The organism is Nonomuraea sp. NPDC050663 (genome assembly GCF_044456985.1).
Classification (GTDB): Bacteria; Actinomycetota; Actinomycetes; order Streptosporangiales; family Streptosporangiaceae; genus Nonomuraea.
In genome coordinates, this window is the sequence record NZ_JBITGL010000022.1 from 49,860 (window position 1) to 72,508 (window position 22,649).

Sequence of the window (22,649 nt, forward strand, 5' to 3'; positions counted from 1 at the left end):
TACTAATCAGGAAAACGTGCCCTAGGTGTTTGCCCGATACGGCGCTTAGTCTGGTGCCTCCGAGGGGAAGGTCCCTCCTAACGGCCGCCGAGGAGGTACACATGCTGATCGGATCGATCCTGCGTGCCAAGGGCAGCGAGGTCATGACCGTGTCGCCGGATGCCACCGTACGTGAACTGCTCGCCCAGCTCGCCGAGCACAACATCGGTGCCGTGGTGGTGTCGTCGGACGGCACGACGATCTCGGGCATCGTGTCCGAGCGCGACGTGGTGCGCAGGCTGCACGACCGGGGTCCGGAGGTGCTCGACGCCACCGTCTCCTCGATCATGACGACCGAGGTGCGGACCGTCGGGCCCAACGCCAACGTCGACGATCTGCGCCGCACGATGACGACGCACCGTTTCCGCCACGTGCCCGTGGTCGACGCCGGCCGGCTGGTCGGCATCGTCAGCATCGGCGACGTGGTCAAGAGCGCCATCGAGGAGCTCGAGACCGAGCGCGCCTCACTGGTCGACTACCTCCACCGGTAGGCCGCCGAACGTCAGGGTCCTGTCGGCCCACCGTTCCAGCAGCACGTCGTCGTGGCTGATCGCCAGCACGCCGGCCCCGCTGTCCTCGCGGTAGTCGCGCACGACCCCGACCAGCAGCGCCTGCGTCGAGGCGTCGAGCATGCTCGTCATCTCGTCGCACAGCAGGTAGCGAGGCCGCAGCGCCAGGGCCCGTGCCAGGCATGCCCGCTGCAACTGCCCGTCGGACACCTCGTGCGGCCGCCGCGTGAGCAGGTCCGACGTGAGCCCGACCCGGTCGAAGACCGTCTCGTCGAGGGCCATCCCGGTGGCCGCGCACGGCTCGGCCACGATCGCGCGCAGCGTCAGCCGCGGGTCGACCGCCAGGCGCGGCTGCTGGTAGAGCAGGGCGACGCTGGTGCGCAGCGGGCGCGGCGCCCGCTGCCGCCACCCGCGCACCGGCGTGCCGTCCACGCTCACCGCCCCGGAGGCGGGCCGCAGCATGAGCGCCAGCACCCGGGCCAGCGTCGACTTGCCGCATCCGCTCGGCCCGGCCAGCCCGACGATCGCGCCGGGCTCCAGCTCGAAGGAGAGCCCGTCCAGGACGGTCCGCCTGCCGTACCTGACCGTGATGCCGTCAGCTCGCAACATGGCAGGCCACCCCGTTGTCGAAGGCCGGTACGGCGGAGCAGGCCGGCACCGCCGAGGCGCAGCGCGGCTCGAAGGCGCAGCCGGAGGGCAGGCGGGTGAGTTCGGGCGGCATCCCGGGGATGGGCACGAACGCCCGGTCGGGTTGCGCGTCGACCAGGCCGCGCGCGTAAGGGTGGCGGGGCGCCTCCAGGGAGCCGATCTCGACGATGCGCGAGGCGTACATGATCGCGAACTCGTCGGCGATCCGTTCCGCCGCCCGCAGGTCGTGGGTGATGAGCAGCACGGCCCTGCCCTCGTCGCACAACGAGCGCAGCTCGTCCATGGTGCGGTCGACGAGCGGCCGGTCCAGCCCCGAGGTGGGCTCGTCGGCGACGAGCAGCCCTGGATCGCCGGCCAGCGCGATCGCGTTGGCGACCCGCTGCGCCATGCCGCCGGACAGCTCGTGCGGGTAGCGGTCGAGGTCGGCGGGCCGCAGGCCGAACCGCTCCGCCAGCGACGAGGCGTCGGAGGGCGACTCGAGCTCCCGCAACGCCTCCTCCAGCTGGGCGCGGGCGGTGCGGACGGGGGTCAGGTGGGTGGCGGGGCTCTGTGGGATGAGCCCGACCCGCCGCCCGCGCACCCGCCGCGCCATGACGGCCGGCGGCGCCGAGACCAGGTCGAGCTCCCCGTCCAGTACAGCGGAGCCCGACACGGAGGCGTTGCCCGGCAGCAGACCCAGCAGGGCGTGGGCGAGCACCGACTTGCCGCATCCCGACTCGCCCACCAGGGCCAGGCAGCTGCCCGGCCGTACCTGGAAGGAGACCTCGGACACGGCCCGCACCACCCCGCCGGGGATGCGGAAGGTCACCGTCAGCCCCTCAACGTCGAGTTTCATAGGGCCAGCTCCGATCGCATGCGGGGGTTGAGCCGGTCGCGCCAGCGTTGCGACAGCACCGAGACGGCCAGCGTCGGCGCCAGGATGAACAGGCCGGGCGCCAGGCTCGACCACCAGTCGCCCGCCAGCAGCGAGCGCTGACCGTCGTTGATCATGTTGCCCAGCGAGGCCAGGTGAGGCGGCAGGCCCAGGCCCAGGAAGCTGAGCGCGGTCTCGTGCCAGATCGCGTGCGGCACCATGAGCACCATCGCCAGCAGCAGATGGGGCAGCAGGTGCGGCAGCAGGTGCCGGGTCAGGAGCCTGCGGCGGCTCGCTCCTCCGGAGATGGCGGCCTCGACGAAGGGCCGCTCGCGCAGCGACAGCACCTCCGAGCGCACGATCCGCGCCGCGGTGGTCCAGTGGGTGACGCCCACCGAGACGATCACCGCGTACGGGCTGGGCGCGAACATCGCCACGATGAAGATGCCCAGGAGCAGGTGCGGCAGGGAGGAGAAGCCGTCGACGCAGCGCATGAGCAGGCGGTCGGGCATGCCCCCGAGGCTGCCCGCCACCAGGCCCACGGTGCCGCCGATGATCATGCTGACCAGGGCGGCGACGAGCCCCACCATGAACGACACGCGCAGGCCGTACACGCAGCGCAGGAGCACGTCGCGGCCGACCTCGTCGGTGCCGAGCGGGTGGGAGAAGGAGGGCGGCAGACCCGCCCGTGACAGGTCGACCAGGTGCTGGTCGAGCTGGACGATCGGCGGGACCAGCAGCACGGCCAGGCCGAGGACGATGAGGGTGAAGGCAGCGAACCGTGTCATACGGCGACCGTCCTGGTGCGCGGGTCGGCGACCCGGTAGGCGAGATCGGCCAGCAGGTTGCCCGCCACGACCGCGATCGTGCCCATCAGGGTCAGGACGGCCAGCAGCGGGAAGTCCACGGCGAGCGCGGCCTGCACGGAGGTGGAGGCGACGCCCGGCCAGGAGAAGACGGTCTCCACCAGGATGGCGCCGGTGACCAGCTCGGGCACGCGGGCGCCGAGGATGGTCAGGAACGGCAGCAGCGCCGAGCGCAGCGCGTGCCGTACGAGAACGGTCCGCTCGCGCAGGCCGCGGGCGCGGGCCCCGATCACGTAGTCCTCGCGCAGCGTGCCGATCACCGACTCCCGCACGTACAGCACCAGCCACGACGACTGCGAGATCGCCAGCACGACGACCGGCAGGATCAGGTGGTGGGCGACGTCCAGCGGCTCCAGCGTGCTGGAGGCCGCGTCGCTCAGCCCGCCCGCGGGCAGCCAGCCGAGCTTGAGCGCGAACACGTAGATCGACAGCAGCGCCAGCCAGAACACCGGCACCGACTCGTTGGCGAACGCGCCCCCGGTGATCACCCGGTCCAGGAGCGAGCCCTTGCGCCAGGCCGCCAGCGTGCCGACGACCAGGCTGCCGGCCAGCATGAGCACGATGGCGCTGCTGGTGGCCAGCAGGGTCCAGGGCAGCCGCTCCGCGACGATCTCGGCTACCGGGCGGTGGAAGGAGCGCGACTCGCCGAGCTCGCCGGTGACGAGGTTGCCCAGCCAGGTCGCGTACTGCTCCAGGAAGGGCCGGTCCAGGCCCCAGTTGGCGCGGATCTGCGCGACGACGGCCGGGTCGGTCACCATCGCGCGGTCGCCGAGATACTGCCTGACCGGGTCGAAGGGGGAGGCCTGGGCCAGGGCGAACATGCCCGCCGTCACCGCGACCAGCAACGGCAGGGCGAAGGCCGCCCGCCAGGCGATGACTCTGATCACGCCGCGAGCTTCCAGGTGTGCAGGTCGCGGAACAGGCCGCCGGTGGCGTGCTCGTGGGCGTCGACGCCCGGCCGCACGCCCTCGACCTGGCCGCGGATCACGTAGACGTGCTTGAGGAAGACCAGGTGGGTCCAGGGCTGGTCGTCGTGGACGAGCTGCTGGAAGCGGGAGTAGGCCTGCTTGCGCTCGGCCTCGTCGCCGGAGGCGCGTCCCCGCTCCAGCGCCGCGTCGACCTCGGGGTTGTCGTAGTGGCCCGGGTTGAAGAAGCCCTTGCCCGCGTAGGCGGAGTGGTAGAGCTCGTAGTTGACGTAGTCGGGGTCGTACGGCGAGCCGTACCCCATGATCAGCGCGTCCTTCGCCATGCGCGGCTCGATGGCGTCCCAGTCGAGGCCCTCGGGCTTGACCTCCAGGCCGATCTTCTTGGCGTCGGAGGCGGCGGCCAGGGCCAGTTCCTTGCGCAGCGAGTCGCCGGCCGGGTACATCAGCGTGAAGGCGGCCCTGACGCCGTCCTTGGCGCGCACGCCGTCGTCGCCCTGCTTCCATCCGGCGCCGTCGAGCAGGGCGGCCGCGGCGGCCTGGTCGGGCCTGGGCGATCCGGTCACGGCCGGGTCGTGCCAGGCCACGTCGGGGGAGATCGGCCCGAAGGCGGGCTTGCCCGCCCCGGCGAGGATGGTGTCGACCATGGCCTGCCGGTCGACGGCCAGCCCGAAGGCCTTGCGCACGGACGCGTCGGCGGTCACCGGGTTCTTGAAGGGGAACATGACGCCCCGGTAGTCGGCGCTGTCGACCCGGTGGACCGTGGTGCCCTGCTGGTTCTCGAACCGCTTGGCCGCCTTGGGCGGCAGCACCGTGGCGTCGAACTCCCCGGCCTCGAGGCGGGTGGCGCGCACGTTGTCGTCCTCGGCGAAGGCCAGCACCACCCGCTTGATCGAGGGCGCCCCGCCGAAGTAGGAGTCGTTCGACTTGAGCGTGATCTTGTCGCCGGGTGTCCAGGAGACGAAGGAGTAGGGCCCGGTGCCGACGGGCTTGGCGGGGTCGGTGACGCCGCCTGGCACGATGCCGAGGGTGGTGCGCTGCACGAAGGGCGCGTAGGGGTACTTCAGCCTGAACTCGACCGTGCGCCGGTCCTTGGCGGCGACGCTCTCGACGGCGGCGAAGTCGCCGCTGATGGGGGAGTTGGTCTTCGGGTCGAGGACGCTGCGGTAGGTGGCCACGACGTCCTCGGCGCTGAGCGCCCGGCCGTCGTGGAACGTCACGCCCTCGCGCAGGGTGAAGGTCACCGTCTTGCCGTCTGGCGCGGTCACCGGGGCGGCGTCGGCCAGCGACGGCTCCAGTGTCAGGTCGGGCTTGCGCCTCATCAGGCCGTCGAACATCAGCGCGCCGCCGTCGGCGGCGAAGCCCAGGACGGGGCTGAGATTCTCGAACTCCGAGCTCAGGCCGATGACGAAGGCGTCCTCGGCGGGGCCGGTGGGTGCCTGGCAGGCGGCCGCCAGGCCGGCGGCGACGATCAGGGCTGCTGCGCGCGTCCTCATGGTTGCGAGACTCTATTAGATGCAAATAAATCGCAATAAGCCGGGGTAGGTGCCGGCATGGCAGGCTTGCCCTGTGACGTACGGCCCCCCAGAACCCACGCGCGCCCCCACCAGCCCGACGATCCTGCTGCTCGTCTCCGGGCTCACCGGCATGATCGGCTTCCTGATCGGGCTGTTCGCCGGGATCGGCATGGCGGAACCCGTCGCGCAGGAACGTCCGAACCCCTCCTCGACGCTGCACCTGGAGCCCGAGGAGTCGCCCGGCGCCGAGACGACTCCGCCCATCACGGAGAACCCGACGCTCCCTCCGGCGGCACCCACCGATCAACCCACCCCGACGCCGCCCCCGGGCCAGCAGACCCCGCCCGCCGGGCAGCCCACCGAGACGGGCGGGCCCCTGGCAGGCATGCGGATCATGATCGTGGGCACCGACATCCAGCCCGGCACCTACCGCACCACCGGCGTCGCCCCCGGCCAGCAGCAGTGCTTCTGGGCCCGGCTGAACAGCACCGACCCCAGCCTCGACAGCGCCATCGACGGCGGCATGGCCACGGGCGAGACCACGGTCACCATCCTGCCGACCGACAAGGCCTTCCAGACCAGCGGATGCGCCGAATGGGTGCGTCAGGGCTAGCCAGCGGCGTCGCGGCGCACGAAGATGCCCTCATGTCGGTCCTGCAAAGCTTCGTCACCAGCATCCGCAGCGGCGCCATCGAGGTCATCGACCTCACCGCGCCCTTGTCGTCCGAGACGCCCATCCTCCAGCTGCCCGAACCCTTCGGCAACACGATCCCCTTCAGCCTGGAGGAGATCAGCCGCTACGACGACCGGGGCCCGGCGTGGTACTGGAACGACATCCACACCGGTGAGCACACCGGCACCCACTTCGACGCGCCCGTCCACTGGGTGACCGGCCGCGAGGGCCACGACGTCGCCCAGGTGCCCGTCTCCCGGCTGCTCGCGCCCGCCGTGGTGCTCGACTTCACCGCCGAGGCCGGCAAGGACCCCGACTTCCTGCTGCAGATCGAGCACGTGCGCGAGTGGGAGCGTGCCAACGGCGCCCTGCCGGAGGGCGGCTGGCTGCTGTACCGCACCGGCTGGGACCGGCGCGCCGACAACGCCGCCGACTTCCTCAACCAGGGCAGCTGGCCCGGCATCTCCATCGAGTGCGCCGACTACCTGGCCTCCCAGACGGCCATCCTGGGCCTGGGCGTCGAGACCGTCGGCACCGACGCGGGCGCCGCGCACTCCTTCGACCCGCCCTTCCCGTGCCACTCCTTCTTCCTGGGCAACGACAAGTACGGCCTGACCCAGCTGCGCAACCTGGAGCGCCTGCCGGTCACGGGCGCCGTGATCGTGGCGCCGCCTCTGCCCATCGTCGGCGGCTCCGGCAGCCCCGTGAGAGTGCTGGCGCTGGTCGAACGATGATCGTCGCCCAGGCCGTCGGCCGCGTCCTGGCCTCCCTGGGCTGCGACGCGGCCTTCGGCGTGGTCGGCAGCGGCAACTTCCACGTCACCAACGCCCTCATCGAGCACGGCGTGCGCTACGTCGCCGCCCGGCACGAGGCGGGCGCGGCGACCATGGCCGACGCCTACGCGCGCCTGAGCGGCACCGTCGGGCTGCTCACCGTGCACCAGGGGCCGGGCCTGACCAACACGATCACCGGCCTGGCCGAGGCGGCCAAGAGCCGCACGCCGATGATCGTGCTGGCGGGCGAGGCCACCGACCCGCGCTCGAACTTCGCCGTCGACCAGGAGGCGCTCGTGCGCGCGGTGGGCGGCGTCGCCGCCCGCGTCCGCAGCGGCCACACCTGCGTCGAGAAGACCATCGCCGCCTACCGCACGGCGGTGCGGGACCGCACCGTGGTGCTGCTCAACCTGCCCCTCGACGTGCAGGAGGAGCAGGTGCCCTGGGACGGCGTCATGGGGGAGTTCTACGAGCAGCTCATCCAGGGCGCGGACGTGAGCCCCGCGCAGCCCGCGCTCGCAGCCGGGCCGCGCACCCTGGAACGGACCGCGGTCGAGGCCCTGGCCGACATGCTCGCCACGGCCGAGCGTCCCGTCTTCATCGCCGGGCGCGGCGCCAGGCACGCCAGGGCCGAGCTGGAGGAGCTGGCCGGCCGTACCGGGGTGCTGCTGGCCACCTCGGCCGTGGCCAGGGGCCTGTTCCGCGGCAGCCCGTGGGACCTCGACGTCAGCGGCGGCTTCGCCACCCCGCTGGCCGCCGAGCTGATCGGCGCCGCCGACGTGATCGTCGGATGGGGCTGCGCGCTCAACATGTGGACCACCCGGCACGGCAGGCTGATCGGACCGCGCACCAAGGTGGTGCAAGTTGACGTGGAGATGGCGGCGCTCGGACGGCAGCGCACCGTGCACCTGCCGATCCGCGGCGAGGTCTCGGCCGTCGCGTCGGCCGTCTCCCGCGCCCTCGACGACAGGCGCGGACGGCTGGACGAGCAGGGCGGCGCACCGGAGCCCGGATACCGCTCGCCTGACCTGGCCGAGCGCATCGCCGGACAGGGACGCTGGCGCGCCGTGCCGTACGAGGACGAGAGCGGCGGCGGCCGGATCGATCCGCGCACGCTCACCATCGGCCTCGACGACCTGCTGCCCGCCGAGCGGGTGATCGCCACCGACTCGGGCAACTTCATGGGCTACCCGGCCATGTTCCTGGAGGTCCCCGATGAGCAGGGCTTCTGCTTCACCCAGGCCTTCCAGTCGATCGGGCTCGGCCTGGCCACCGCCGTCGGCGCCGCCCTGGCCAGGCCGGACCGGCTGCCGGTGGCCGCGCTCGGCGACGGCGGTGCTCTCATGGGCGTCTCGGAGCTGGAGACCGTGGTCCGCCTGGGGCTGCCGATGGTGATCGTCGTCTACGACGACGAGGGATACGGGGCCGAGGTGCACCACTTCGTGGGCCGGCCCCTGCAGACCGTCACCTTCCCGCCCGTCGACTTCGCCGAACTGGCCAAGGGGTACGGCTGCGCGGCCGTCACCGTGACCGATGCCGGCGACCTGTCGGGCGTGGCCGAATGGCTGAAGGGGCCGCGCGAGCGCCCGCTCCTGGTGCACGCCAAGGTCACCAGGGAACGCGGATCGTGGTGGCTGGAGGAGGCGTTCAGGGGCCACTGACGCGCTCACCCCGTTTTGCGGAACCCCCGCGCCTCCTCCGCGGCGGCGAGCACCTGCTCCAGCGAACCGCCGCCGCCCGCCGTCACGGCGGCGGCGATGGCCCCCTCCACGAACGGCACGTCGGCCAGCACGATCCGGCCGGGCTCCTCCAGCAACCGCGCGGTCAGCACCGAGCTGCCCAGATCGGGCACCAGCACGACGCCGTCGCCCTGGTCGACCGCGGCGACGGCCGCCTCGATCAGGTCGACGCTCGTGCCCAGCCCGCCGCCCGCGTCGCCGCCCGCGGCCGCCACGGGTACGTCGGGCCCGGCGATGCCGCGCGCCAGCGCCGCCGCCTCCGCCGCCAGCCCCGCGCTGTGCGAGACCAGCACCAGGCCTACCACGTCACCGCCAGGGCCCTGATCAGCAACGCCGCCGAGGTCGCACCCGGGTCCTGATGGCCCTCGCTGCGCTCGCCCAGGTAGCTCGCGCGCCCCTTGCGCGCCCGCATCGGCGCCGTGGCCGCCGCGCCCTCCTCGGCCGCCCGCGCCGCCCGGTCGAGCGCCTCCCGCACGTCGAGACCCTCCTGTACGGCGAGCGCCATCGCCCTGGCCGCCGGGCGCAGCGCGTCGACCATCGTCTTGTCGCCCTCCACCGCCTTGCCGAGCTTCTCGACCGCCTCGACGGCCTGCTCCAGCGCGGTGCTCAGATCGGCGCCCTGGGACAGCGCCCTGCCCATGGACCGCAGCGCCGAGCCGTACAGGGGGCCGGAGGCCCCGCCGACGCGGCGGATCAGCAGCGAACCGGCCGCGACCAGCTGCGCGCCCGGCTCCGCCTCGTCGCCGAGGTCGAGTTCGGTCACGATCGCCTGGAAGCCGCGGTCGAGGTTGGCGCCGTGGTCGGCGTCGCCGATGGCCGCGTCGAGCTCGGTCAGCCGCTCGCGCTCGGCGGCGACGACCCTGGCGCACTCCTTCAGCCACGCCCCGGCGGCCATCAGCGCCCCCACCGCAGTCCGGGGGTGGACACCGGGGCGTCCCACAACCGGGTGAGGTCGTCGTCGAGACGGCACACGGTGACCGAGAAGCCCTGCATGTCGAGGCTCGTCACGTAGTTGCCGACCAGGCTCCTGGTGATCGTCGCCCCCTTGCCCTTCACGTAGGCGGCCACCTCGGCGAACACCCCGTACAGCTCGATGAGCGGCGTGCCGCCCATGCCGTTGACCAGCACCAGCAGCTCGCCCTCCAGTGGCAGGTCGCCGTGGACGGCGTCCATGGCCACCTCGGCCAGCTCCCGCGCGGCCGCCAGCGGCACCCGCCGCCTGCCCGGCTCGCCGTGGATGCCGATGCCCAGCTCCACCTGGTCCTCGGGCAGGTCGAAGGTGGGCTTGCCGGCCGCGGGCACCGTGCAGGAGGTGAGCGCCACGCCGAAGGAGCGGCTGCGCGCGTCGACGAGTTCGGCCACCGCGGCCACCGCGGCCAGCGGCGCGCCCGTCTCGGCCAGCGCCCCGGCGATCTTCTCCACGAACAACGTCGCGCCCGTGCCGCGGCGGCCCGCGGTGTAGAGGGAGTCCTCGACCGCCACGTCGTCGTCGACCAGCACGCTCGCGACCTCGATGCCCTCCTCGGCGCACAACTCGGCGGCCATCTCGAAGTTGAGCACGTCGCCGGTGTAGTTCTTGACGATGTGCAGCACCCCCGCGCCCCGGTCGGCGGCCTTGGTGGCCTCGATGAGCTGGTCGGGGACGGGGGAGGTGAAGATCTCGCCGGGACACGCCGCGTCGAGCATGCCGTACCCGACGAACCCGGCGTGCAGCGGCTCGTGCCCCGATCCGCCGCCGGAGACCAGCCCGACCTTGCCGGGCGTGAGCGACGCCCTGGTCACCACCTGGTTCTCGAGATCGACGGCCAGCTCGGGATGCGCGAGCGCCAGCCCGCGCAGCGCATCACGGACCACGGCGTCGGGGGCGTTGATGAGCTTCTTCATGGTCATAACCTGTACCCAAGCCTGCCTTATCGCAAGGTTACGGTGGCGTAGGTTACTGTTCGGTTCATGGCCGAGCTCGTCTACACCCCGGTGATCACCGCTGCCAAGACCGTCTTCCGCGTCATGGACTACCGCTTCCGCATCGAGGGCACGCACAACGTGCCGCGCAGCGGCGGCGCGGTCCTGGTGAGCAACCACATCAGCTACCTCGACTTCATCTTCGCCGGATACGGCGCGTTGTTGTCGGCGGGCAGGCTGACCAGGTTCATGGCCAAGAAGCCGGTCTTCGACCACCCCGTGTCGGGGCCGCTGATGCGCGGCATGCGCCACATCCCCGTCGACCGCGCGGCAGGCGCCGACTCCTACGCCCAGGCCGTCGGCATGCTGCGCGCGGGCGAGGTCGTCGGCGTCTTCGCCGAGGCCACCATCAGCCGCTCGTTCACGGTCAAGGAGATCAAGAACGGCTCCGTGCGCATGGCCCAGGAGGCCGGGGTGCCGCTCATCCCGATGGCGTTGTGGGGCACCCAGCGCCTGTGGACCAAGGGCCGGCCCAAGCAGCTCGGCCAGCGGCACGTGCCCATCACGATCGTGGTCGGCGAGCCGATGGACCTCACGCCCGACGACGACGTGGCCGCCGTGACCCTGGACCTGCGCGAGCGCATGACCTCGCTGGTCGAGCGGGCCCAGAGCGACTACCCCGACCGTACGGCCGGCGCCTGGTGGCTGCCCACCCACCTGGGCGGAAGCGCGCCCACCCCGGAGGAGGCGGCGGCGATGGACGCCGAGGAGGCGGCCTCCCGGCGCAAGGGCGACTGACCCCGCACACGGAAGGCGAGCCGCTCGGCAGATGGGGCGCTCACCAGACGGGGCGTTCAGATGGCGGGGCCGCTCAGATGGCGGCGGGGTAGGAAGGGCGCAGGTCGGCCAGGAGGATGGCGGCCTGCTCCTGGGTGAGGCGGCGCGCCGGGTCGGAGCGCAGCAGGCCCTCGATCACCGGTCGCAGCGCCCCCGCCCGGCGTGGGGGCGGGTAGGAGCCGCTCTGCACCATCGCCACGACGGTGGGCGCGTCCTTGCCGGGAAAGGGCGGCGTGCCCTCGACGGCGGAGTAGAGGGTGGCGCCGAACGACCACATGTCCGCCTCCTTCGTCGCCGCCCCGCCGTACAGGCGCTCGGGGGCCATGAAGGCGGGCGTGCCGCGCAGGCCGCGTGAGGTCGTGGCGGTCGCCGTGCCGCTGTCGGCGGTGGCGATGCCGAAGTCGGTGAGGACCACGCGGTCGCCGGTGAGCATGACGTTGGCGGGCTTGACGTCGCGGTGCAGGACGCTGGAGCGGTGCGCGTTGCGCAGGGCGGCGAGCAGGTGGCGGCCGATGCCGGCCACCGACTGGGCGGGCAGGGTGCCGACCTGGGAGAGCAGCTGGTGCAAGGAGAGCCCGTCGAGGTATTCCATGACGATCCAGAGCCGTCCGCTCTCCTCGATGAGGTCGTGGACGGTGACGATGTTGGGGTGCGACAGGCCTGCGGCCATGCGGGCCTCCCGCAGGACCCTGCGGCGCACGGCCGCGGCCTCCCCGGTCAGCGTCAGCTCCTTGAGCGCCACCTCTCGGTGGAGAAGCTGGTCGAACGCCCGCCAGACAACGCCCATCCCCCCACGACCGGCCTCCTCGTTCAGGAGGTACCGTCCGCCGATCTCCCGCATACCATCCCCTCGTCGCTCGATCGTAATCATGTCACTTGATCGAGGCGTGAGGGACACTTAACGTGATCCGGATATGCCAGCCAGAGCGGTCTCGCAGGTCAGGCGGGGCGAAATCAGTTGGGGGAAAATCAGCGCCCAGGCGATCAGGCACAGGGCCACCGCGGTGACGAAGACGGCGGGCAGGCCGAAGGCGGTGCCGATGAGACCGCCGATGAGCGAGCCGAGCGGCATGCCGCCCATCCCGATGAGCCGGTAGGCGGAGTTGACGCGGCCCATCAGCTCCGCCGGGATGAGGCGCTGGCGCATGGAGATGACGACGACGTTGCTGCCGGCGTTGGTGAGGCCGAGCAGGAAGGCGACGGGGAACAGCGCCCACAGCGTGGGCGCCAGCAGGGGCACCAGCAGCAGGAGGCTGTTGACCAGCCAGGCGGCCAGGACCGTGTGGCCCTCGCCGAGGGCGGCGCAGACGCGGGCGGCGAGCAGCGAGCCGATGATCGCGCCGGTGGCCAGGACCGCGGAGATCGGGGCGAAGGCGGCGGGCTCCAGGCCCATGCGGGAGCCGGGGCCGACGGCGTAGAGCACGAAGACGGCGAAGTAGGCGGAGTTGGCCAGGTTCATCAGGCCCGCGGAGGCGGCCAGGCGGCTCAGGAAGCGGTGGTCGCGCAGGTAGCGCAGGCCGGTGGCGATGTCGCTCATCAGTGGGGCGGTGGAGACCTTCGCGGGCCGGTAGGAGCCGCGCATGCCCAGCAGGAACAGCGCCGCCCCGGCGAACAGCAGCGCGGGCAGGCCCAGCACCGCCGCGGGGAGCGCCGCGACGACCAGCCCGGCCAGCGGCGCGCCGAGGAAGTCGTTGCCGATCGTCTGCGAGCTCACCACCCGCCCGTTGGCCCTGGCCAGGTCGCCGGGCTCGACCGTCATCGGCAGCACGCTCTGCGCCGAGGTGTCGGAGAAGACCTCGGCCACCCCGGCCAGCAGCACCGCCACCAGCAGGAGCCACAGGTTCAGCAGGCCGAGCGAGGCCAGCAGCGCCACGCCGCCGAGGGAGGCGGCGCGTGCCGTGCTGGCCAGCATCATGATGCGGCGCCGGTCTGCGCGGTCGGCGATGGCGCCCGCGTGCAGGGCCAGCAGCAGCCAAGGCAACGTGGTGGCCACGCCGATCAGGGAGACGAGCGCGGGGTTGCGCGTCATCGTCACCGCCAGCAGGGGAGCACCGGCCTTGAGCACGCCGTCGGCCAGGTTCGACACGACGCTCGAGGAGAGCAGGTAGCCGAAGGGTCGCATGGGATATCCTCGTTGCAGAGAAAGGTGTGCATAACTTCCTTTGCAAAGATAGGTGTGTAAGCCGTGAACCGCAAGCTGGACGCCCAGACCCTGAAGTCGTTCACGCATCCACTGCGCCTGAAGATCTACGAACTGCTCGAGGACCGTGGCCCCCAGACCGCCACCACCCTGGCCGTCGAGCTCGGCGAGAACACCGGCGCCACCAGCTACCACCTGCGCGAACTGGCCAAGCACGGCATGATCGAGATCGCCGAGGGCGTGGGGAAGGGCAAGGAGAAGTACTGGCGCGTCACGCCGGGCGGCTTCATGACCGGGCCGCCCTGGGAGGAGAAGGACCCCGCGGCAGCCGCGGGCGCGGAGGTCATGCTCGACAGCACGCTGCGCCGCCGGGGCGAGGAACTGGCCCGCTGGCGGGAGGAGGGCGCGTCGACGCCGCAGGAGTGGATCGAGGCGAGCGTCCTGGCCCACCGCGTCTTCCGGCTCACCGCGCCGCAGATGGGCGAGATGACCCGCGAGGTGCTGGCCGTGCTGGAGCGCTACCGGCTGATGAGCGAGGACCACGTCCAGCGGCCGGCCGAGGGCACCGAGCGGGTCGTGGTGCACTTCGACACCTTCCCGGTAGGGGTCAGCGCAGCACCACCGGCGTGAGGTCGGGGTCGGCCATCGAGGCGTCGAGCGGGTGGATCGGGCGCTCCAGGCGCCGGTAGCCGAGCGAGTGCAGGTCCTGGCAGACCCCGCCCAGGCTGAGCGCCAGCACCGAGCCCGCCGCCGCGCGGTGCAGGTCGGGCTCCAGGTACCCGATCTTGATGGCGGTCAGGTCGTGATCGCGCGGATCCAGGCCGAGCTCCAGCAGGTCCTTGACGAAGTGGTACGGCTTGCGCCGGCTCGTCAGCACCGCGTGCACGCCTCCCGCCCTGACCACCGCCAGGTCGCCCCCGACCGGGTCGCCGGGCCGTACGGCATGCACGACGCCGGACAGGCGGGTCGGCTCGTCACCGGAGAAGCAGCCGCCGACGGCCAGGTCGACCCGGCCCCCGGCACCGGCCGCGAGGCAGGCGGCCACGGCCGCGGCGTCGACGCAGGAGGCCCAGATCGCGCTCCTGCCGTCGGGCACGGTCTCCAGGAGATCGGCCAGCAGCCAGGTGGCGTCGCCGGAACCGCCCGCGGTCGGGTTGTCGCCCGAGTCGCTGACGAAGTACGGCCGGGCGGGCGAGGCCAGGGCCTCGGCGATCGCCTCGCGCGGCGCCAGCGCGGGCACGCAGAAGGCGAAGTCGTCACGTGCCTCCCACAACCGCGCGGCCAGCTCGCCGGCGCGCCGCTCCACGGCCGGGGCCGAGGTGCCGGAGACGAGCACGTTGACGCTGCTGCGCGGGGCGTCGGCCCAGGCGTACCCGATCCAGATCGAGGAGTCGAGCACCCCGTCCGGCTGCTCGCCCAGCTCCGCGTAGATCGACCGGGCGGGCTCCAGCCGCGTGCTGGTGCGCTCACCCGGCAGCAGCAGCGGCACCCGCACCCAGGCGCGCACCGGCCGCTCGCCCGAGCGCAGGCACTCCACCAGCATCCGGCACGCGCGCTCGCGGGTCTCCTCCACGTCGACGTGCGGCGCCGTGCGGTAGGCGGTGGGCAGCTCCACCAGCTCGGCGAACCGTCGCGAGACCTGGCCGTGCAGGTCCATGGAGGCGGCCATCGGGCAGCCGGGGCCCACCACCGAGCGGATGCGCCCGGCCAGCTCCGCCTCCACATCGTCACGGCCCTCGACGTGCATCGCGCCGTGCAGGTCCAGGTAGACGCCGTCGAAAGGTCCGGAGGCGGCCAGGCGCTCCACCAGCTCACCCTCCAGTGCGCTGTAGGCCGCCTCCGTCACCTGGCCGCCGGGCAGCGCCCGGGCGACCAGGAGCGGGACGAACTCCACCTCGTCCCGCCACTGGTCGAGGAAGGGATAGCGGGACAGGTCCCGCCACACGGTGAAGTCGCTGTCCACCGTGCGGTGGGCGCTGAAGGTGCTGGACTCGGTGCCGATGCCGGCGATGGCGACGCGCTTGCTCACCAGAGCTTTCTACAGGCGCTGCCAGAGGGCGGGCACGTTCGGGGGCTCCCAGCCGGCCTGGGCGGTGTGCCCCTGCAGGCAGCGGTAGCTCGCTCCGCCGTAGGTGACCTGGTCGCCCGCGCGGTAGGCCGTGCCGGCCCGCCACGTGCCGGTGGGCGGCGGCGAGGTGGGCGGGGGCGAGGTCGGAGGCGGCGACGTCGGCGGGACGCCGGGGACGTTCAGCACGAAGTCGAAGCTCGCCTCGCGGGCGTTGCCGACCGTGCGCACCGTCATCAGCAGCGCCGGGTTGAAGATGGTGTCGGTGGAGTTGCGCGGCTCGCCGGGGAAGTACAGCTGGGTGGTGAGCACCGGGCGGCCCGGCGCCTGCACCTTGACGTGGATGTGGCGGGTGCGGCCCGGATACAGGCCTGGCACGATCGTCGTCAGGCGGAAGGCGCCCGTGGCGTCGGAGAACTGGTGGCCGCGGAAGTTGTAGCCCACGTTGTCGTAGCCGCCGTTGTTGTCGGCCTGCCAGAAGTCCAGCAGCGCGTTGGCGATCGGCTGGCAGGCCAGGCCGAACACGAAGCCGCTGACCGTCAGCCGCACGCCGGGCGTGGTCGCGGTGATCAGCGAGGTGCGGCGGGGCGAGCTGGGCTTGAAGTAGGGCCCCTCGGTCTGCGGGGGCGTCGGGTCGTCGCCGTCGTCGCAGAAGGGCGTCGGGGTGAGCGGCTCGGTGGCGCTCCTGGCCAGCGCGGGCAGTTGTGGCACCAGCAAGGGCAGGGGAGCGGCCACCAGGGCGGCCTTCAGCAGAGTCTTGCGAGACAGGGGTGTGTCTTCGGACATGGGCTCGGCTCCAATCGGCTGTGCGGTCAACGCTGACAGCCGCGCCTTTCGGCGAACACCCTACGGATCCCTATCCGGTGCTGTTATGGGCTGCTCGCGAGGGGCCGCCTGGCCGAGCGGTAGTGCGCGGGCGGCGTGCCGTACTGGCTGGTGAAGGCCTGTCTGAGGGCCTCGGCCGTGCCGAAGCCGCAGCGGGCGGCGATCACCCCGACCGGCAGCGCCGTGGTCTCCAGGAGGTGCGCGGCGGCCTCGGTGCGCACCCGCCGCACGAACCTGGCCGGGCTGACGCCGAGATGGCGCGCGAACAGGCGGGCCAGGTGGCGCTCGCTGACGCCCGACGCGGCGGCGAGCGCGGGCGTCGACAGGTCGGCGGCCAGGTCCGCGGTGATCAGCTCGACCGCCTGGCGGACCACGGGGTCGCCCGCGGGCGGCGCGGCGGTGAAGATGCTCATCTGCGCCTGGTCGCCGGGACGCTGCAGGTAGGTGACCAGGTGGCGGGAGACCTCGCGGGCGACCTCGGGCCCGCGGTCCTCCTCGACGAAGGCCAGCGCCAGGTCGAGCGCGCTGGTGACCCCGGCGGCCGTGATCACCCTGCCGTCGCGGATGAAGATCGGCCGGGCGTCGAAGCACACCTCGGGATAACGGTCGGCGAAGATCGGCGCCCACATCCAGTGCGTGGTGGCCCGGCGCCCGTCGAGCAGGCCCGCGGCGGCCAGGACGGCCGAGCCGGTGCAGACCGAGGCGACGCGGCGGCTCTCGCGCGCCAGGCGGCGCACGTGGGCCACGATGCGGCGGTCGGCCGCGGCCTGCTCGCAGCCGACGCCTCCGGCGACGACCAGCGTGTCGAGCGGGCCCCTGACCCGCTCCAGGGCCTCGTGCGCCTGGACGGTCAGCCCGTTGCCGCAGGTGACGGGCCTGCCACCGGGAGCGGCCAGGCGGGTCTGGTAGATCGCCTGGCCGGGGTAGAGGTTGGCGGTCTCCAGGGTGGTGGTGACGGCGGCGATCTCCAAGAGCTCGGCCGCGTGGTAGCCGACGATGACGACCCGCTGGATGTCCACGCCCGCAATCTACGTCACGTGTCCCAAGATTTCCGACATGTTGCGGCGTGATCCTTGGGCGTCCCGCGCGAACCCGGCCACAGTGGGCCCATGAGATTCTGGCTGCACTACCTGGAGATGATCCTGGCGATGGTCGCGGGCATGCTCCTGCTCGGCCCCCTCGCCGACCTGCTGTTCGGTGACCTGCGGCCGGACGTCGACGCCCTCGTCATGGCCACGAACATGAGCATCGGCATGACCGTCTGGATGCTCATCAGGCGCCACTCGTGGCGGGAGATCCTCGAGATGGACGCCGTCATGTATCTGGCCTTCGCGGTGCTGCTGGTGCCGTACTGGACGGGCCTGCTCGACGAGCACGGCCTGATGATCGGCGGGCACGTGATCATGCTGCCCGCGATGCTCCTCGTCATGGTGGTTCACCAACGAAGGAATAGGTTAGCCTTGCCTAAGTCCTAAGGAGCAAACATGGTCGAACCCTTCCGAATCTTCGATGTCCGCGTGCGCCGCATGGAGCGGCTCAGCCCCCACTTCCAGCGGGTCACCTTCACCGGCGACCACCTGCACCTGTTCGCGGACAACGGGTTCGACCAGCGGATCAAGGTGATCTTCCCGCTGCCGGGCATCGGCGTCGCCACCTTCCCCCGCGGCGCCGACTGGTTCTCCGTCTGGCGCTCGACCCCCTCCGGCGAGCGGCACGAGATGCGCACCTACACCGTGCGCGCCGTGCGCCCCGAGGCCAAGGAGGTCGACGTCGACTTCGTCATGCACGGCGACGAGGGCCCGGCCGCCCAGTGGATCAACCGCGCCGAACCCGGCGTCGAGGCCGCCCTGTTCGGCCCGCAGGCGGGCTACGACGAGCGGCACGGCGGCCTGGAGTTCCGGCCGCCGGCCGACTGCGGCACCGTGCTGCTGGCCGGAGACGAGACCGCCACCCCGGCGATCCTGACGATCCTCGAGGGACTGCCGGCCGGATTCACCGGCGAAGCGCTGCTGGAGGTTCCGGGGCCCGAGGACTTCCTGGAGGTGCGCGGCTCCAGCGACGTCAAGGTCACCTGGCTGGCGCGCGGCGACGGCGGCTGGGGCAGCAAGCTGCAGCCCGCCGTGGAGCTGGCCGCGGGCCGCCTGCTGGTGCGCGGCGACGGCGCCGAGTCCTTCGTCGACGTCGACGTCGACGCGGAGGAGCTGTGGGAGGTGCCGGAGGAGACGCTGCCCTCCGGCTCGGTCTACGCGTGGCTGGCCGGCGAGGCCGCGATGATCCGCGGGCTGCGCCGTCACCTGGTGGCCGAGCGCGGCATGGACCGGCGCGCGGTCGCCTTCATGGGCTACTGGCGCATGGGCCGCGCGGAAGTCACCGAGTAACGGGCACCCCGGTGTTGGCACCGGGGTAAGGCAAGGCTAACCTAAGGGTACTTGCTGTCGCCTTCCCCCCGGAGAACCCATGTCCGACGCCCTGTCCGGCACCGACCTGGTTTTGGGCTACGCGGGCGGCACCGTCGTCGACGGCGCCTGCCTGAGCCTGTCCACGGGACGCATCACCGCCCTGGTGGGACCCAACGGCAGCGGCAAGTCCACGCTCCTGCGGGCGCTGGCCAGACTGCACCGGCCGCAGGCCGGCGACGTGCGCCTCGGCGACGGAACCTCCGCGCTGGGGCTGTCGGCCCGCGACTTCGCCCGCCGGGTGACCCTGCTGTCGCAGAGCAGGCCCACCCCGACCGGAGTGCGGGTCTGCGACGTGGTCGGCTACGGCCGCCACCCCTACCGGGGACGCTGGCGCACCGGCGACCCCGACGGAGAACGCGCCATCGCCCGCGCGATGGAGCTGACCGGCGTCGGCACCATGGCCGAACGCGCGGTCGACGAGCTGTCCGGCGGCGAGATGCAGCGGGTCTGGCTGGCCACGTGCCTGGCCCAGGACACCCGCGTGCTCCTGCTGGACGAGCCGACCAACCACCTCGACCTGCGCTACCAGGTCGAGCTGCTGGAACTGGTGCGCGACCTGGCCGACAACCACGACGTCGCCGTCGGGGTCGTGCTGCACGACCTCAACCAGGCCGCCGAGATCGCCGACCGCGTGGTGCTCCTGCACCACGGCCGGGTGCTCGCCGACGGCACACCCGCCGAGGTGCTCACCGAGGACCTCCTGACCCAGGCGTACGGCATCCGCGTGGAGGCCACGATCGACCCCCTCTCCGGGACGGTGCGGACGCGGCCGGTGGGCCGCCACCTCCTGGCGAGAACCTGAAAGGACATCCCCGAGTCATGCGTTCCCTCCTGGCCGTGCTCGCCGCCGCCCTGACACTGACGGCCTGCGGCACCACCGAGGCCCCGGTCGACACCGCGGCCGGCTCGAGCCCCGCCCCGAGCGCCTCCGCCACCCCCATCACCATCACCGACGGCCACGGCCGCGAGGTCAAGCTCGACAAGCCCGCCACCCGCGTCGTCGGCCTGGAGTGGGGCGAGATCGAGATGCTCGTCACCCTCGGCGTGATGCCGGTCGGCGCCGCCGACGTCAAGGGCTACGGCACCTGGGTGACCTCCGCCCCGCTCGACGCCTCCGTCAAGGACGTCGGCACCCGCCAGGAGCCCAGCGTCGACTCCATCGTCGCCCTCCAGCCCGACCTCGTCGTCATGGAGTCCGAGCGCGACGCCGCGCTGGTCCAGCAGCTGGAGAAGTTCGTCCCCGTCCTGGTCGCCAAGGGCAGCGACGCCTCGGGCAACCTCCAGCGTATGCGCGACGACCTCACCATGATCGCCACCGCCGTCGGCAAGACCGACGTGGCCACCAAGGTCCTGGGCGACTTCGACGCCGCCCTCGCCGACAACAAGGCCAAGCTCGCCGCCGCCGGCGCGGCCGGCAAGAAGTTCGTCATGGCCGACGGCTGGAAGGAAGGCAGCAACGTCAACGTCCGCCTCTTCGGCAAGGGCGCGCTGGTCTCCGACGTCGCCACCGAGCTCGGCCTGGTCAACGCCTGGACCGGCGAGGTCGACCCCGCCTGGGGCCTGGGCACCACCGACGTGGAGGGCCTGACCGCGCTGAAGAAGCAGGACGTGCGCTTCTTCTACAACGCCTCCGACGGCGACGACGTCTTCGCCGACGGCCTCAAGGACAACGCCATCTGGAAGTCGCTCGACTTCGTGGCCAAGGAGCAGGTCACCAAGCTGCCCGACGGCATCTGGACCTTCGGCGGCCCGCTGTCGTGCCAGCAGTACGCCGAAGCGCTGGTCAAGGCCTTCTCAGCGTGACCGACACTGTCAAGGCCCCCGTCGAGCCCATGACCCCCCTGCGGGGGCTGGGCGTGGCGGGGGCCTTCGCCCTGGTGCTGGCCGCCGTCGTCGTGCTCTCGGCCGTGCACCTGACCCAGGGCACCTCCAGCGTGGGCGCGACCGACCTGGCCAGGCTCGTCTTCGGCGGCGACGACCAGGAGACGCTCAGCGTCCTGGTCGCCTCCCGCCTGCCCCGCCTGCTCGCCGGCATCGCCGTGGGCGTCGCCCTGGGCGCGGCGGGCACCCTGCTGCAGTCGATCGCCCGCAACCCGCTCGCCTCGCCCGACACCCTGGCCGTCAGCAACGGCGCCTACCTCGCCGTCGTCATGGCCTCCGCCCTGGGCATCGCCCTGCCCGCCCTGCCCTCGGGCGGGCTGTCGTTCCTCGGCGGCCTGGCCGCCGCCGCGCTCGTGCTGGCCCTGTCGGGCGGCGGGCGCACCGGCACCACCCGGCTCATTCTGGCCGGCTCGGCAGCCTCGCTGGCCTTCAGCTCGCTGGCCACCCTCCTCATGATCCTCTTCGAGGAGCAGACCACCGGCCTGTTCGCCTGGGGCAGCGGCTCGCTCACCCAGAGCGACCTGGTCGCCGTCACCCAGATGGGCCCGCTCATCCTGCTGGCCCTCCTGGCGGCCATGCTGCTCGGGCCCCGCCTCGACATCCTCGGCCTCGGCGACGACACCGCCGCGGTGCTCGGCGTCAACGTGCGCAACCTGCGCCTGATCGTCACCCTGCTGGCCGTGCTCCTGTCGGCCGCCGCGGTGACCGTCGCAGGACCGATCGGCTTCGTGGGCCTGTGCGCCCCCGTCATCGTCCGCCTCATCGGCCGGATCCTGCCGGGCGTGCACCGCCACCGCGTCATGCTGCCGCTGTCCGGCCTCGCCGGCGTCGCGATCATGCTCGCCGCCGATATCATCCTGCGGGCCGTCCTCGGCGGCCAGGCGGGCGTCGACATCCCGCCCGGCGTGGTGACCAGCATGATCGGCGCGGTCGTGCTCATGTGGCTGGCCCGGCGCCACCGCGACGCCGGGCCCACCCGCCAGCCCCCGACCGTGCGCACCGGGCACCGCTCGCGCACGGGCTTCCTGGTCATCGTCTCGCTCTGCGCCGCGCTCCTGGTGGCCGCCGCCTTCGCCGGGATGCTGCTCGGCGACACCTGGCTGCTCGGCGGCGACGTCGCCAACTGGCTGCAGGGCCGTACGGGCAAGGCCCTCACCTACGTGCTCGACCAGCGCTACCCGCGCGTGCTGGCCGCCATCCTGGCCGGCGCCGCCCTGGCCGTCGCGGGCACCACCATCCAGGCGGTGTGCCGCAACCCCCTGGCCGAACCCAGCGTGCTGGGCATCACCGCCGGAGCGGGCGCGGGCGCCGTCGGCCTGCTCACGCTGGTGCCGCTCGCCGGCATCGGCGGGCTGTCGATCGCCGCCGGAGCGGGCGCGTTCGCCGCCTTCGCCCTGGTCTACCTGCTGTCGTGGAAGGGCGGGCTCAGCTCCGACCGGCTCCTGCTCATGGGCGTCGGCGCGCAGGCCCTCTTCACCGCGGTCACCGTACTGATCATCGTCAAGTCCGACCCGTGGAACACCGCCAAGGCGCTGACCTGGCTGTCGGGCTCGACCTACGGCCGCATCCCCGCGCAGCTCATCCCGGTCGCGCTGGCGCTGCTGCTGTTCCTGCCGCTCGCCTACCTGCTGCGGCGCGACTTCGACCTGCTGGCACTCGACGAGCAGACGCCGCGCATCCTCGGCGTGCCCCTGGAACCGGTACGGCTGGCGGCGCTCGGCGGGGCCGTGGTGCTCACCTCCACCGCCGTCGGGGCCGTCGGCGTGGTCGGCTTCGTGGGACTCGTCGCCCCGCACGCCGCCCGCGCGCTCGTCGGCGGACGCCACTCCCGCCTGCTGCCCGTCGCCGCCCTGCTGGGCGCGCTGCTGGTGAGCCTGGCCGACACGCTGGGCCGCACGGTCATCGCCCCGGCGCAGGTGCCGGCGGGCCTCGTCACGGCTCTGCTCGGGACGCCCTACTTCGTCTGGCTGTTGTGGCGATCCCGGGCCCGATAGAACTGG

The 22,649-nt window shown here is 72.6% G+C and carries 24 protein-coding genes; 11 read left to right on the forward strand and 13 right to left on the reverse strand.

Features of this window, described 5'->3' with window-relative positions; all coding sequences use genetic code 11:
- Window positions 1–101: 101 nt before the first annotated feature.
- Window positions 102–530, forward strand: a complete 429-nt coding sequence (locus tag ACIBH1_RS42625; protein ID WP_397319797.1) for a CBS domain-containing protein — start codon at window positions 102–104, stop codon at window positions 528–530.
- On the opposite strand, the gene ACIBH1_RS42630 is transcribed toward ACIBH1_RS42625, so the two are convergent.
- The 5 genes from ACIBH1_RS42630 to ACIBH1_RS42650 are packed head-to-tail and all read right to left on the reverse strand — an operon-like array spanning window position 504 to window position 5,334.
- Window positions 504–1,157: an ABC transporter ATP-binding protein gene (locus ACIBH1_RS42630; RefSeq protein ID WP_397319798.1), complete on the reverse strand. Its 654-nt coding sequence runs from the start codon at window positions 1,155–1,157 to the stop codon at window positions 504–506. The two genes, ACIBH1_RS42625 and ACIBH1_RS42630, sit on opposite strands and share 27 nt — an antisense overlap.
- Window positions 1,144–2,031 (reverse strand): ABC transporter ATP-binding protein, encoded by an 888-nt coding sequence (locus tag ACIBH1_RS42635; RefSeq protein WP_397319799.1) that lies wholly within the window; start codon window positions 2,029–2,031, stop codon window positions 1,144–1,146. Before ACIBH1_RS42635 ends, ACIBH1_RS42630 begins: the two co-directional genes overlap by 14 nt.
- On the reverse strand, window positions 2,028–2,837 hold the full coding sequence (locus ACIBH1_RS42640; protein WP_397319800.1) for an ABC transporter permease: 810 nt from the start codon (window positions 2,835–2,837) through the stop codon (window positions 2,028–2,030). Before ACIBH1_RS42640 ends, ACIBH1_RS42635 begins: the two co-directional genes overlap by 4 nt.
- Entirely contained in the window at window positions 2,834–3,802 is a 969-nt protein-coding gene (locus tag ACIBH1_RS42645) for an ABC transporter permease (protein ID WP_397319801.1), read from the reverse strand. Before ACIBH1_RS42645 ends, ACIBH1_RS42640 begins: the two co-directional genes overlap by 4 nt.
- Complete coding sequence (locus ACIBH1_RS42650) at window positions 3,799–5,334, reverse strand: ABC transporter substrate-binding protein (protein WP_397319803.1); 1,536 nt, start codon at window positions 5,332–5,334, stop codon at window positions 3,799–3,801. Before ACIBH1_RS42650 ends, ACIBH1_RS42645 begins: the two co-directional genes overlap by 4 nt.
- A 73-nt stretch (window positions 5,335–5,407) precedes the next feature.
- Between ACIBH1_RS42650 and ACIBH1_RS42655 the strand changes: the two genes are divergently transcribed.
- From ACIBH1_RS42655 to ACIBH1_RS42665, 3 genes are read left to right on the forward strand one after another with little or no spacing between them, the layout of a single operon-like run.
- A complete protein-coding gene (locus ACIBH1_RS42655; protein ID WP_397319804.1) occupies window positions 5,408–5,968 on the forward strand; it encodes a hypothetical protein in 561 nt (186 codons plus the stop codon).
- Between the two features lie 32 nt (window positions 5,969–6,000).
- Window positions 6,001–6,762, forward strand: a complete 762-nt coding sequence (locus ACIBH1_RS42660; RefSeq protein WP_397319805.1) for a cyclase family protein — start codon at window positions 6,001–6,003, stop codon at window positions 6,760–6,762.
- Window positions 6,759–8,462: a thiamine pyrophosphate-binding protein gene (locus ACIBH1_RS42665; protein ID WP_397319806.1), complete on the forward strand. Its 1,704-nt coding sequence runs from the start codon at window positions 6,759–6,761 to the stop codon at window positions 8,460–8,462. Before ACIBH1_RS42660 ends, ACIBH1_RS42665 begins: the two co-directional genes overlap by 4 nt.
- 5 nt (window positions 8,463–8,467) lie before the next feature.
- Here ACIBH1_RS42665 and ACIBH1_RS42670 read toward each other — a convergent pair whose 3' ends face one another.
- Genes ACIBH1_RS42670 through dhaK form a run of 3 tightly spaced genes read right to left on the reverse strand, consistent with a single transcriptional unit; the run spans window position 8,468 to window position 10,424 of the window.
- Entirely contained in the window at window positions 8,468–8,845 is a 378-nt protein-coding gene (locus tag ACIBH1_RS42670) for a PTS-dependent dihydroxyacetone kinase phosphotransferase subunit DhaM (RefSeq protein ID WP_397319807.1), read from the reverse strand.
- Window positions 8,839–9,435 carry a dihydroxyacetone kinase subunit DhaL gene (gene dhaL / locus ACIBH1_RS42675; protein WP_397319808.1) on the reverse strand — a complete coding sequence of 199 codons (597 nt, stop codon included), beginning with the start codon at window positions 9,433–9,435 and terminating at the stop codon, window positions 8,839–8,841. Before dhaL ends, ACIBH1_RS42670 begins: the two co-directional genes overlap by 7 nt.
- Window positions 9,435–10,424 (reverse strand): dihydroxyacetone kinase subunit DhaK, encoded by a 990-nt coding sequence (gene dhaK, locus ACIBH1_RS42680; RefSeq protein ID WP_397319809.1) that lies wholly within the window; start codon window positions 10,422–10,424, stop codon window positions 9,435–9,437. Before dhaK ends, dhaL begins: the two co-directional genes overlap by 1 nt.
- A 66-nt stretch (window positions 10,425–10,490) precedes the next feature.
- On the opposite strand from dhaK, the gene ACIBH1_RS42685 reads away from it, so the two are divergent.
- A complete protein-coding gene (locus tag ACIBH1_RS42685) occupies window positions 10,491–11,240 on the forward strand; it encodes a lysophospholipid acyltransferase family protein (protein WP_397319810.1) in 750 nt (249 codons plus the stop codon).
- 73 nt (window positions 11,241–11,313) lie between these two features.
- Here the strand turns inward: ACIBH1_RS42685 and ACIBH1_RS42690 are convergent, their stop codons facing one another.
- Window positions 11,314–12,150, reverse strand: coding sequence for a serine/threonine-protein kinase (locus ACIBH1_RS42690; protein ID WP_376771728.1), 837 nt, complete (start codon window positions 12,148–12,150; stop codon window positions 11,314–11,316).
- A gap of 27 nt (window positions 12,151–12,177) precedes the next feature.
- The gene (locus tag ACIBH1_RS42695) at window positions 12,178–13,401 is read right to left on the reverse strand and encodes an MFS transporter (protein WP_397319811.1); all 1,224 of its coding nucleotides are present in this window, start codon (window positions 13,399–13,401) and stop codon (window positions 12,178–12,180) included.
- A 63-nt stretch (window positions 13,402–13,464) separates the two neighbouring features.
- Here ACIBH1_RS42695 and ACIBH1_RS42700 point away from each other — a divergent pair, with 63 nt between their 5' ends.
- A complete protein-coding gene (locus ACIBH1_RS42700) occupies window positions 13,465–14,049 on the forward strand; it encodes an ArsR/SmtB family transcription factor (RefSeq protein WP_397319812.1) in 585 nt (194 codons plus the stop codon).
- On the opposite strand, the gene ACIBH1_RS42705 is transcribed toward ACIBH1_RS42700, so the two are convergent.
- The 3 genes from ACIBH1_RS42705 to ACIBH1_RS42715 form a co-directional block, all read right to left on the reverse strand.
- Window positions 14,027–15,448 carry a M81 family metallopeptidase gene (locus ACIBH1_RS42705; protein ID WP_397319813.1) on the reverse strand — a complete coding sequence of 474 codons (1,422 nt, stop codon included), beginning with the start codon at window positions 15,446–15,448 and terminating at the stop codon, window positions 14,027–14,029. The genes ACIBH1_RS42700 and ACIBH1_RS42705 overlap by 23 nt on opposite strands.
- Before the next feature lie 9 nt (window positions 15,449–15,457).
- Window positions 15,458–16,270, reverse strand: coding sequence for a carbohydrate-binding protein (locus ACIBH1_RS42710; RefSeq protein WP_397319814.1), 813 nt, complete (start codon window positions 16,268–16,270; stop codon window positions 15,458–15,460).
- Between the two features lie 83 nt (window positions 16,271–16,353).
- Complete coding sequence (locus ACIBH1_RS42715) at window positions 16,354–17,328, reverse strand: GlxA family transcriptional regulator (RefSeq protein WP_397319815.1); 975 nt, start codon at window positions 17,326–17,328, stop codon at window positions 16,354–16,356.
- Window positions 17,329–17,418: 90 nt separating this feature from the next.
- Here ACIBH1_RS42715 and ACIBH1_RS42720 point away from each other — a divergent pair, with 90 nt between their 5' ends.
- From ACIBH1_RS42720 to ACIBH1_RS42740, 5 genes are all read left to right on the forward strand, one after another.
- A complete protein-coding gene (locus tag ACIBH1_RS42720; RefSeq protein WP_397319816.1) occupies window positions 17,419–17,784 on the forward strand; it encodes a hypothetical protein in 366 nt (121 codons plus the stop codon).
- Window positions 17,785–17,793: 9 nt separating this feature from the next.
- The gene (locus ACIBH1_RS42725) at window positions 17,794–18,687 is read left to right on the forward strand and encodes a siderophore-interacting protein (RefSeq protein WP_397319817.1); all 894 of its coding nucleotides are present in this window, start codon (window positions 17,794–17,796) and stop codon (window positions 18,685–18,687) included.
- Window positions 18,688–18,766: 79 nt separating this feature from the next.
- On the forward strand, window positions 18,767–19,570 hold the full coding sequence (locus tag ACIBH1_RS42730; RefSeq protein ID WP_397319818.1) for an ABC transporter ATP-binding protein: 804 nt from the start codon (window positions 18,767–18,769) through the stop codon (window positions 19,568–19,570).
- A 17-nt stretch (window positions 19,571–19,587) separates the two neighbouring features.
- On the forward strand, window positions 19,588–20,571 hold the full coding sequence (locus ACIBH1_RS42735) for an ABC transporter substrate-binding protein (RefSeq protein WP_397319819.1): 984 nt from the start codon (window positions 19,588–19,590) through the stop codon (window positions 20,569–20,571).
- Window positions 20,568–22,643, forward strand: a complete 2,076-nt coding sequence (locus ACIBH1_RS42740) for an iron ABC transporter permease (RefSeq protein WP_397319820.1) — start codon at window positions 20,568–20,570, stop codon at window positions 22,641–22,643. Before ACIBH1_RS42735 ends, ACIBH1_RS42740 begins: the two co-directional genes overlap by 4 nt.
- Window positions 22,644–22,649 lie beyond the last annotated feature (6 nt).

Bases quoted from the DNA above. Each gene is read 5' to 3' on its own strand.
- ACIBH1_RS42625 (WP_397319797.1), top strand. From the start codon at position 102: ATGCTGATCGGATCGATCCTGCGTGCCAAGGGCAGCGAGGTCATGACC.
- ACIBH1_RS42630 (WP_397319798.1), bottom strand. From the start codon at position 1,157: ATGTTGCGAGCTGACGGCATCACGGTCAGGTACGGCAGGCGGACCGTC.
- ACIBH1_RS42635 (WP_397319799.1), bottom strand. From the start codon at position 2,031: ATGAAACTCGACGTTGAGGGGCTGACGGTGACCTTCCGCATCCCCGGC.
- ACIBH1_RS42640 (WP_397319800.1), bottom strand. From the start codon at position 2,837: ATGACACGGTTCGCTGCCTTCACCCTCATCGTCCTCGGCCTGGCCGTG.
- ACIBH1_RS42650 (WP_397319803.1), bottom strand. From the start codon at position 5,334: ATGAGGACGCGCGCAGCAGCCCTGATCGTCGCCGCCGGCCTGGCGGCC.
- ACIBH1_RS42660 (WP_397319805.1), top strand. From the start codon at position 6,001: ATGTCGGTCCTGCAAAGCTTCGTCACCAGCATCCGCAGCGGCGCCATC.
- ACIBH1_RS42665 (WP_397319806.1), top strand. From the start codon at position 6,759: ATGATCGTCGCCCAGGCCGTCGGCCGCGTCCTGGCCTCCCTGGGCTGC.
- dhaL (WP_397319808.1), bottom strand. From the start codon at position 9,435: ATGGCCGCCGGGGCGTGGCTGAAGGAGTGCGCCAGGGTCGTCGCCGCC.
- dhaK (WP_397319809.1), bottom strand. From the start codon at position 10,424: ATGAAGAAGCTCATCAACGCCCCCGACGCCGTGGTCCGTGATGCGCTG.
- ACIBH1_RS42685 (WP_397319810.1), top strand. From the start codon at position 10,491: ATGGCCGAGCTCGTCTACACCCCGGTGATCACCGCTGCCAAGACCGTC.
- ACIBH1_RS42690 (WP_376771728.1), bottom strand. From the start codon at position 12,150: ATGATTACGATCGAGCGACGAGGGGATGGTATGCGGGAGATCGGCGGA.
- ACIBH1_RS42695 (WP_397319811.1), bottom strand. From the start codon at position 13,401: ATGCGACCCTTCGGCTACCTGCTCTCCTCGAGCGTCGTGTCGAACCTG.
- ACIBH1_RS42710 (WP_397319814.1), bottom strand. From the start codon at position 16,270: ATGTCCGAAGACACACCCCTGTCTCGCAAGACTCTGCTGAAGGCCGCC.
- ACIBH1_RS42720 (WP_397319816.1), top strand. From the start codon at position 17,419: ATGAGATTCTGGCTGCACTACCTGGAGATGATCCTGGCGATGGTCGCG.
- ACIBH1_RS42725 (WP_397319817.1), top strand. From the start codon at position 17,794: ATGGTCGAACCCTTCCGAATCTTCGATGTCCGCGTGCGCCGCATGGAG.
- ACIBH1_RS42730 (WP_397319818.1), top strand. From the start codon at position 18,767: ATGTCCGACGCCCTGTCCGGCACCGACCTGGTTTTGGGCTACGCGGGC.
- ACIBH1_RS42735 (WP_397319819.1), top strand. From the start codon at position 19,588: ATGCGTTCCCTCCTGGCCGTGCTCGCCGCCGCCCTGACACTGACGGCC.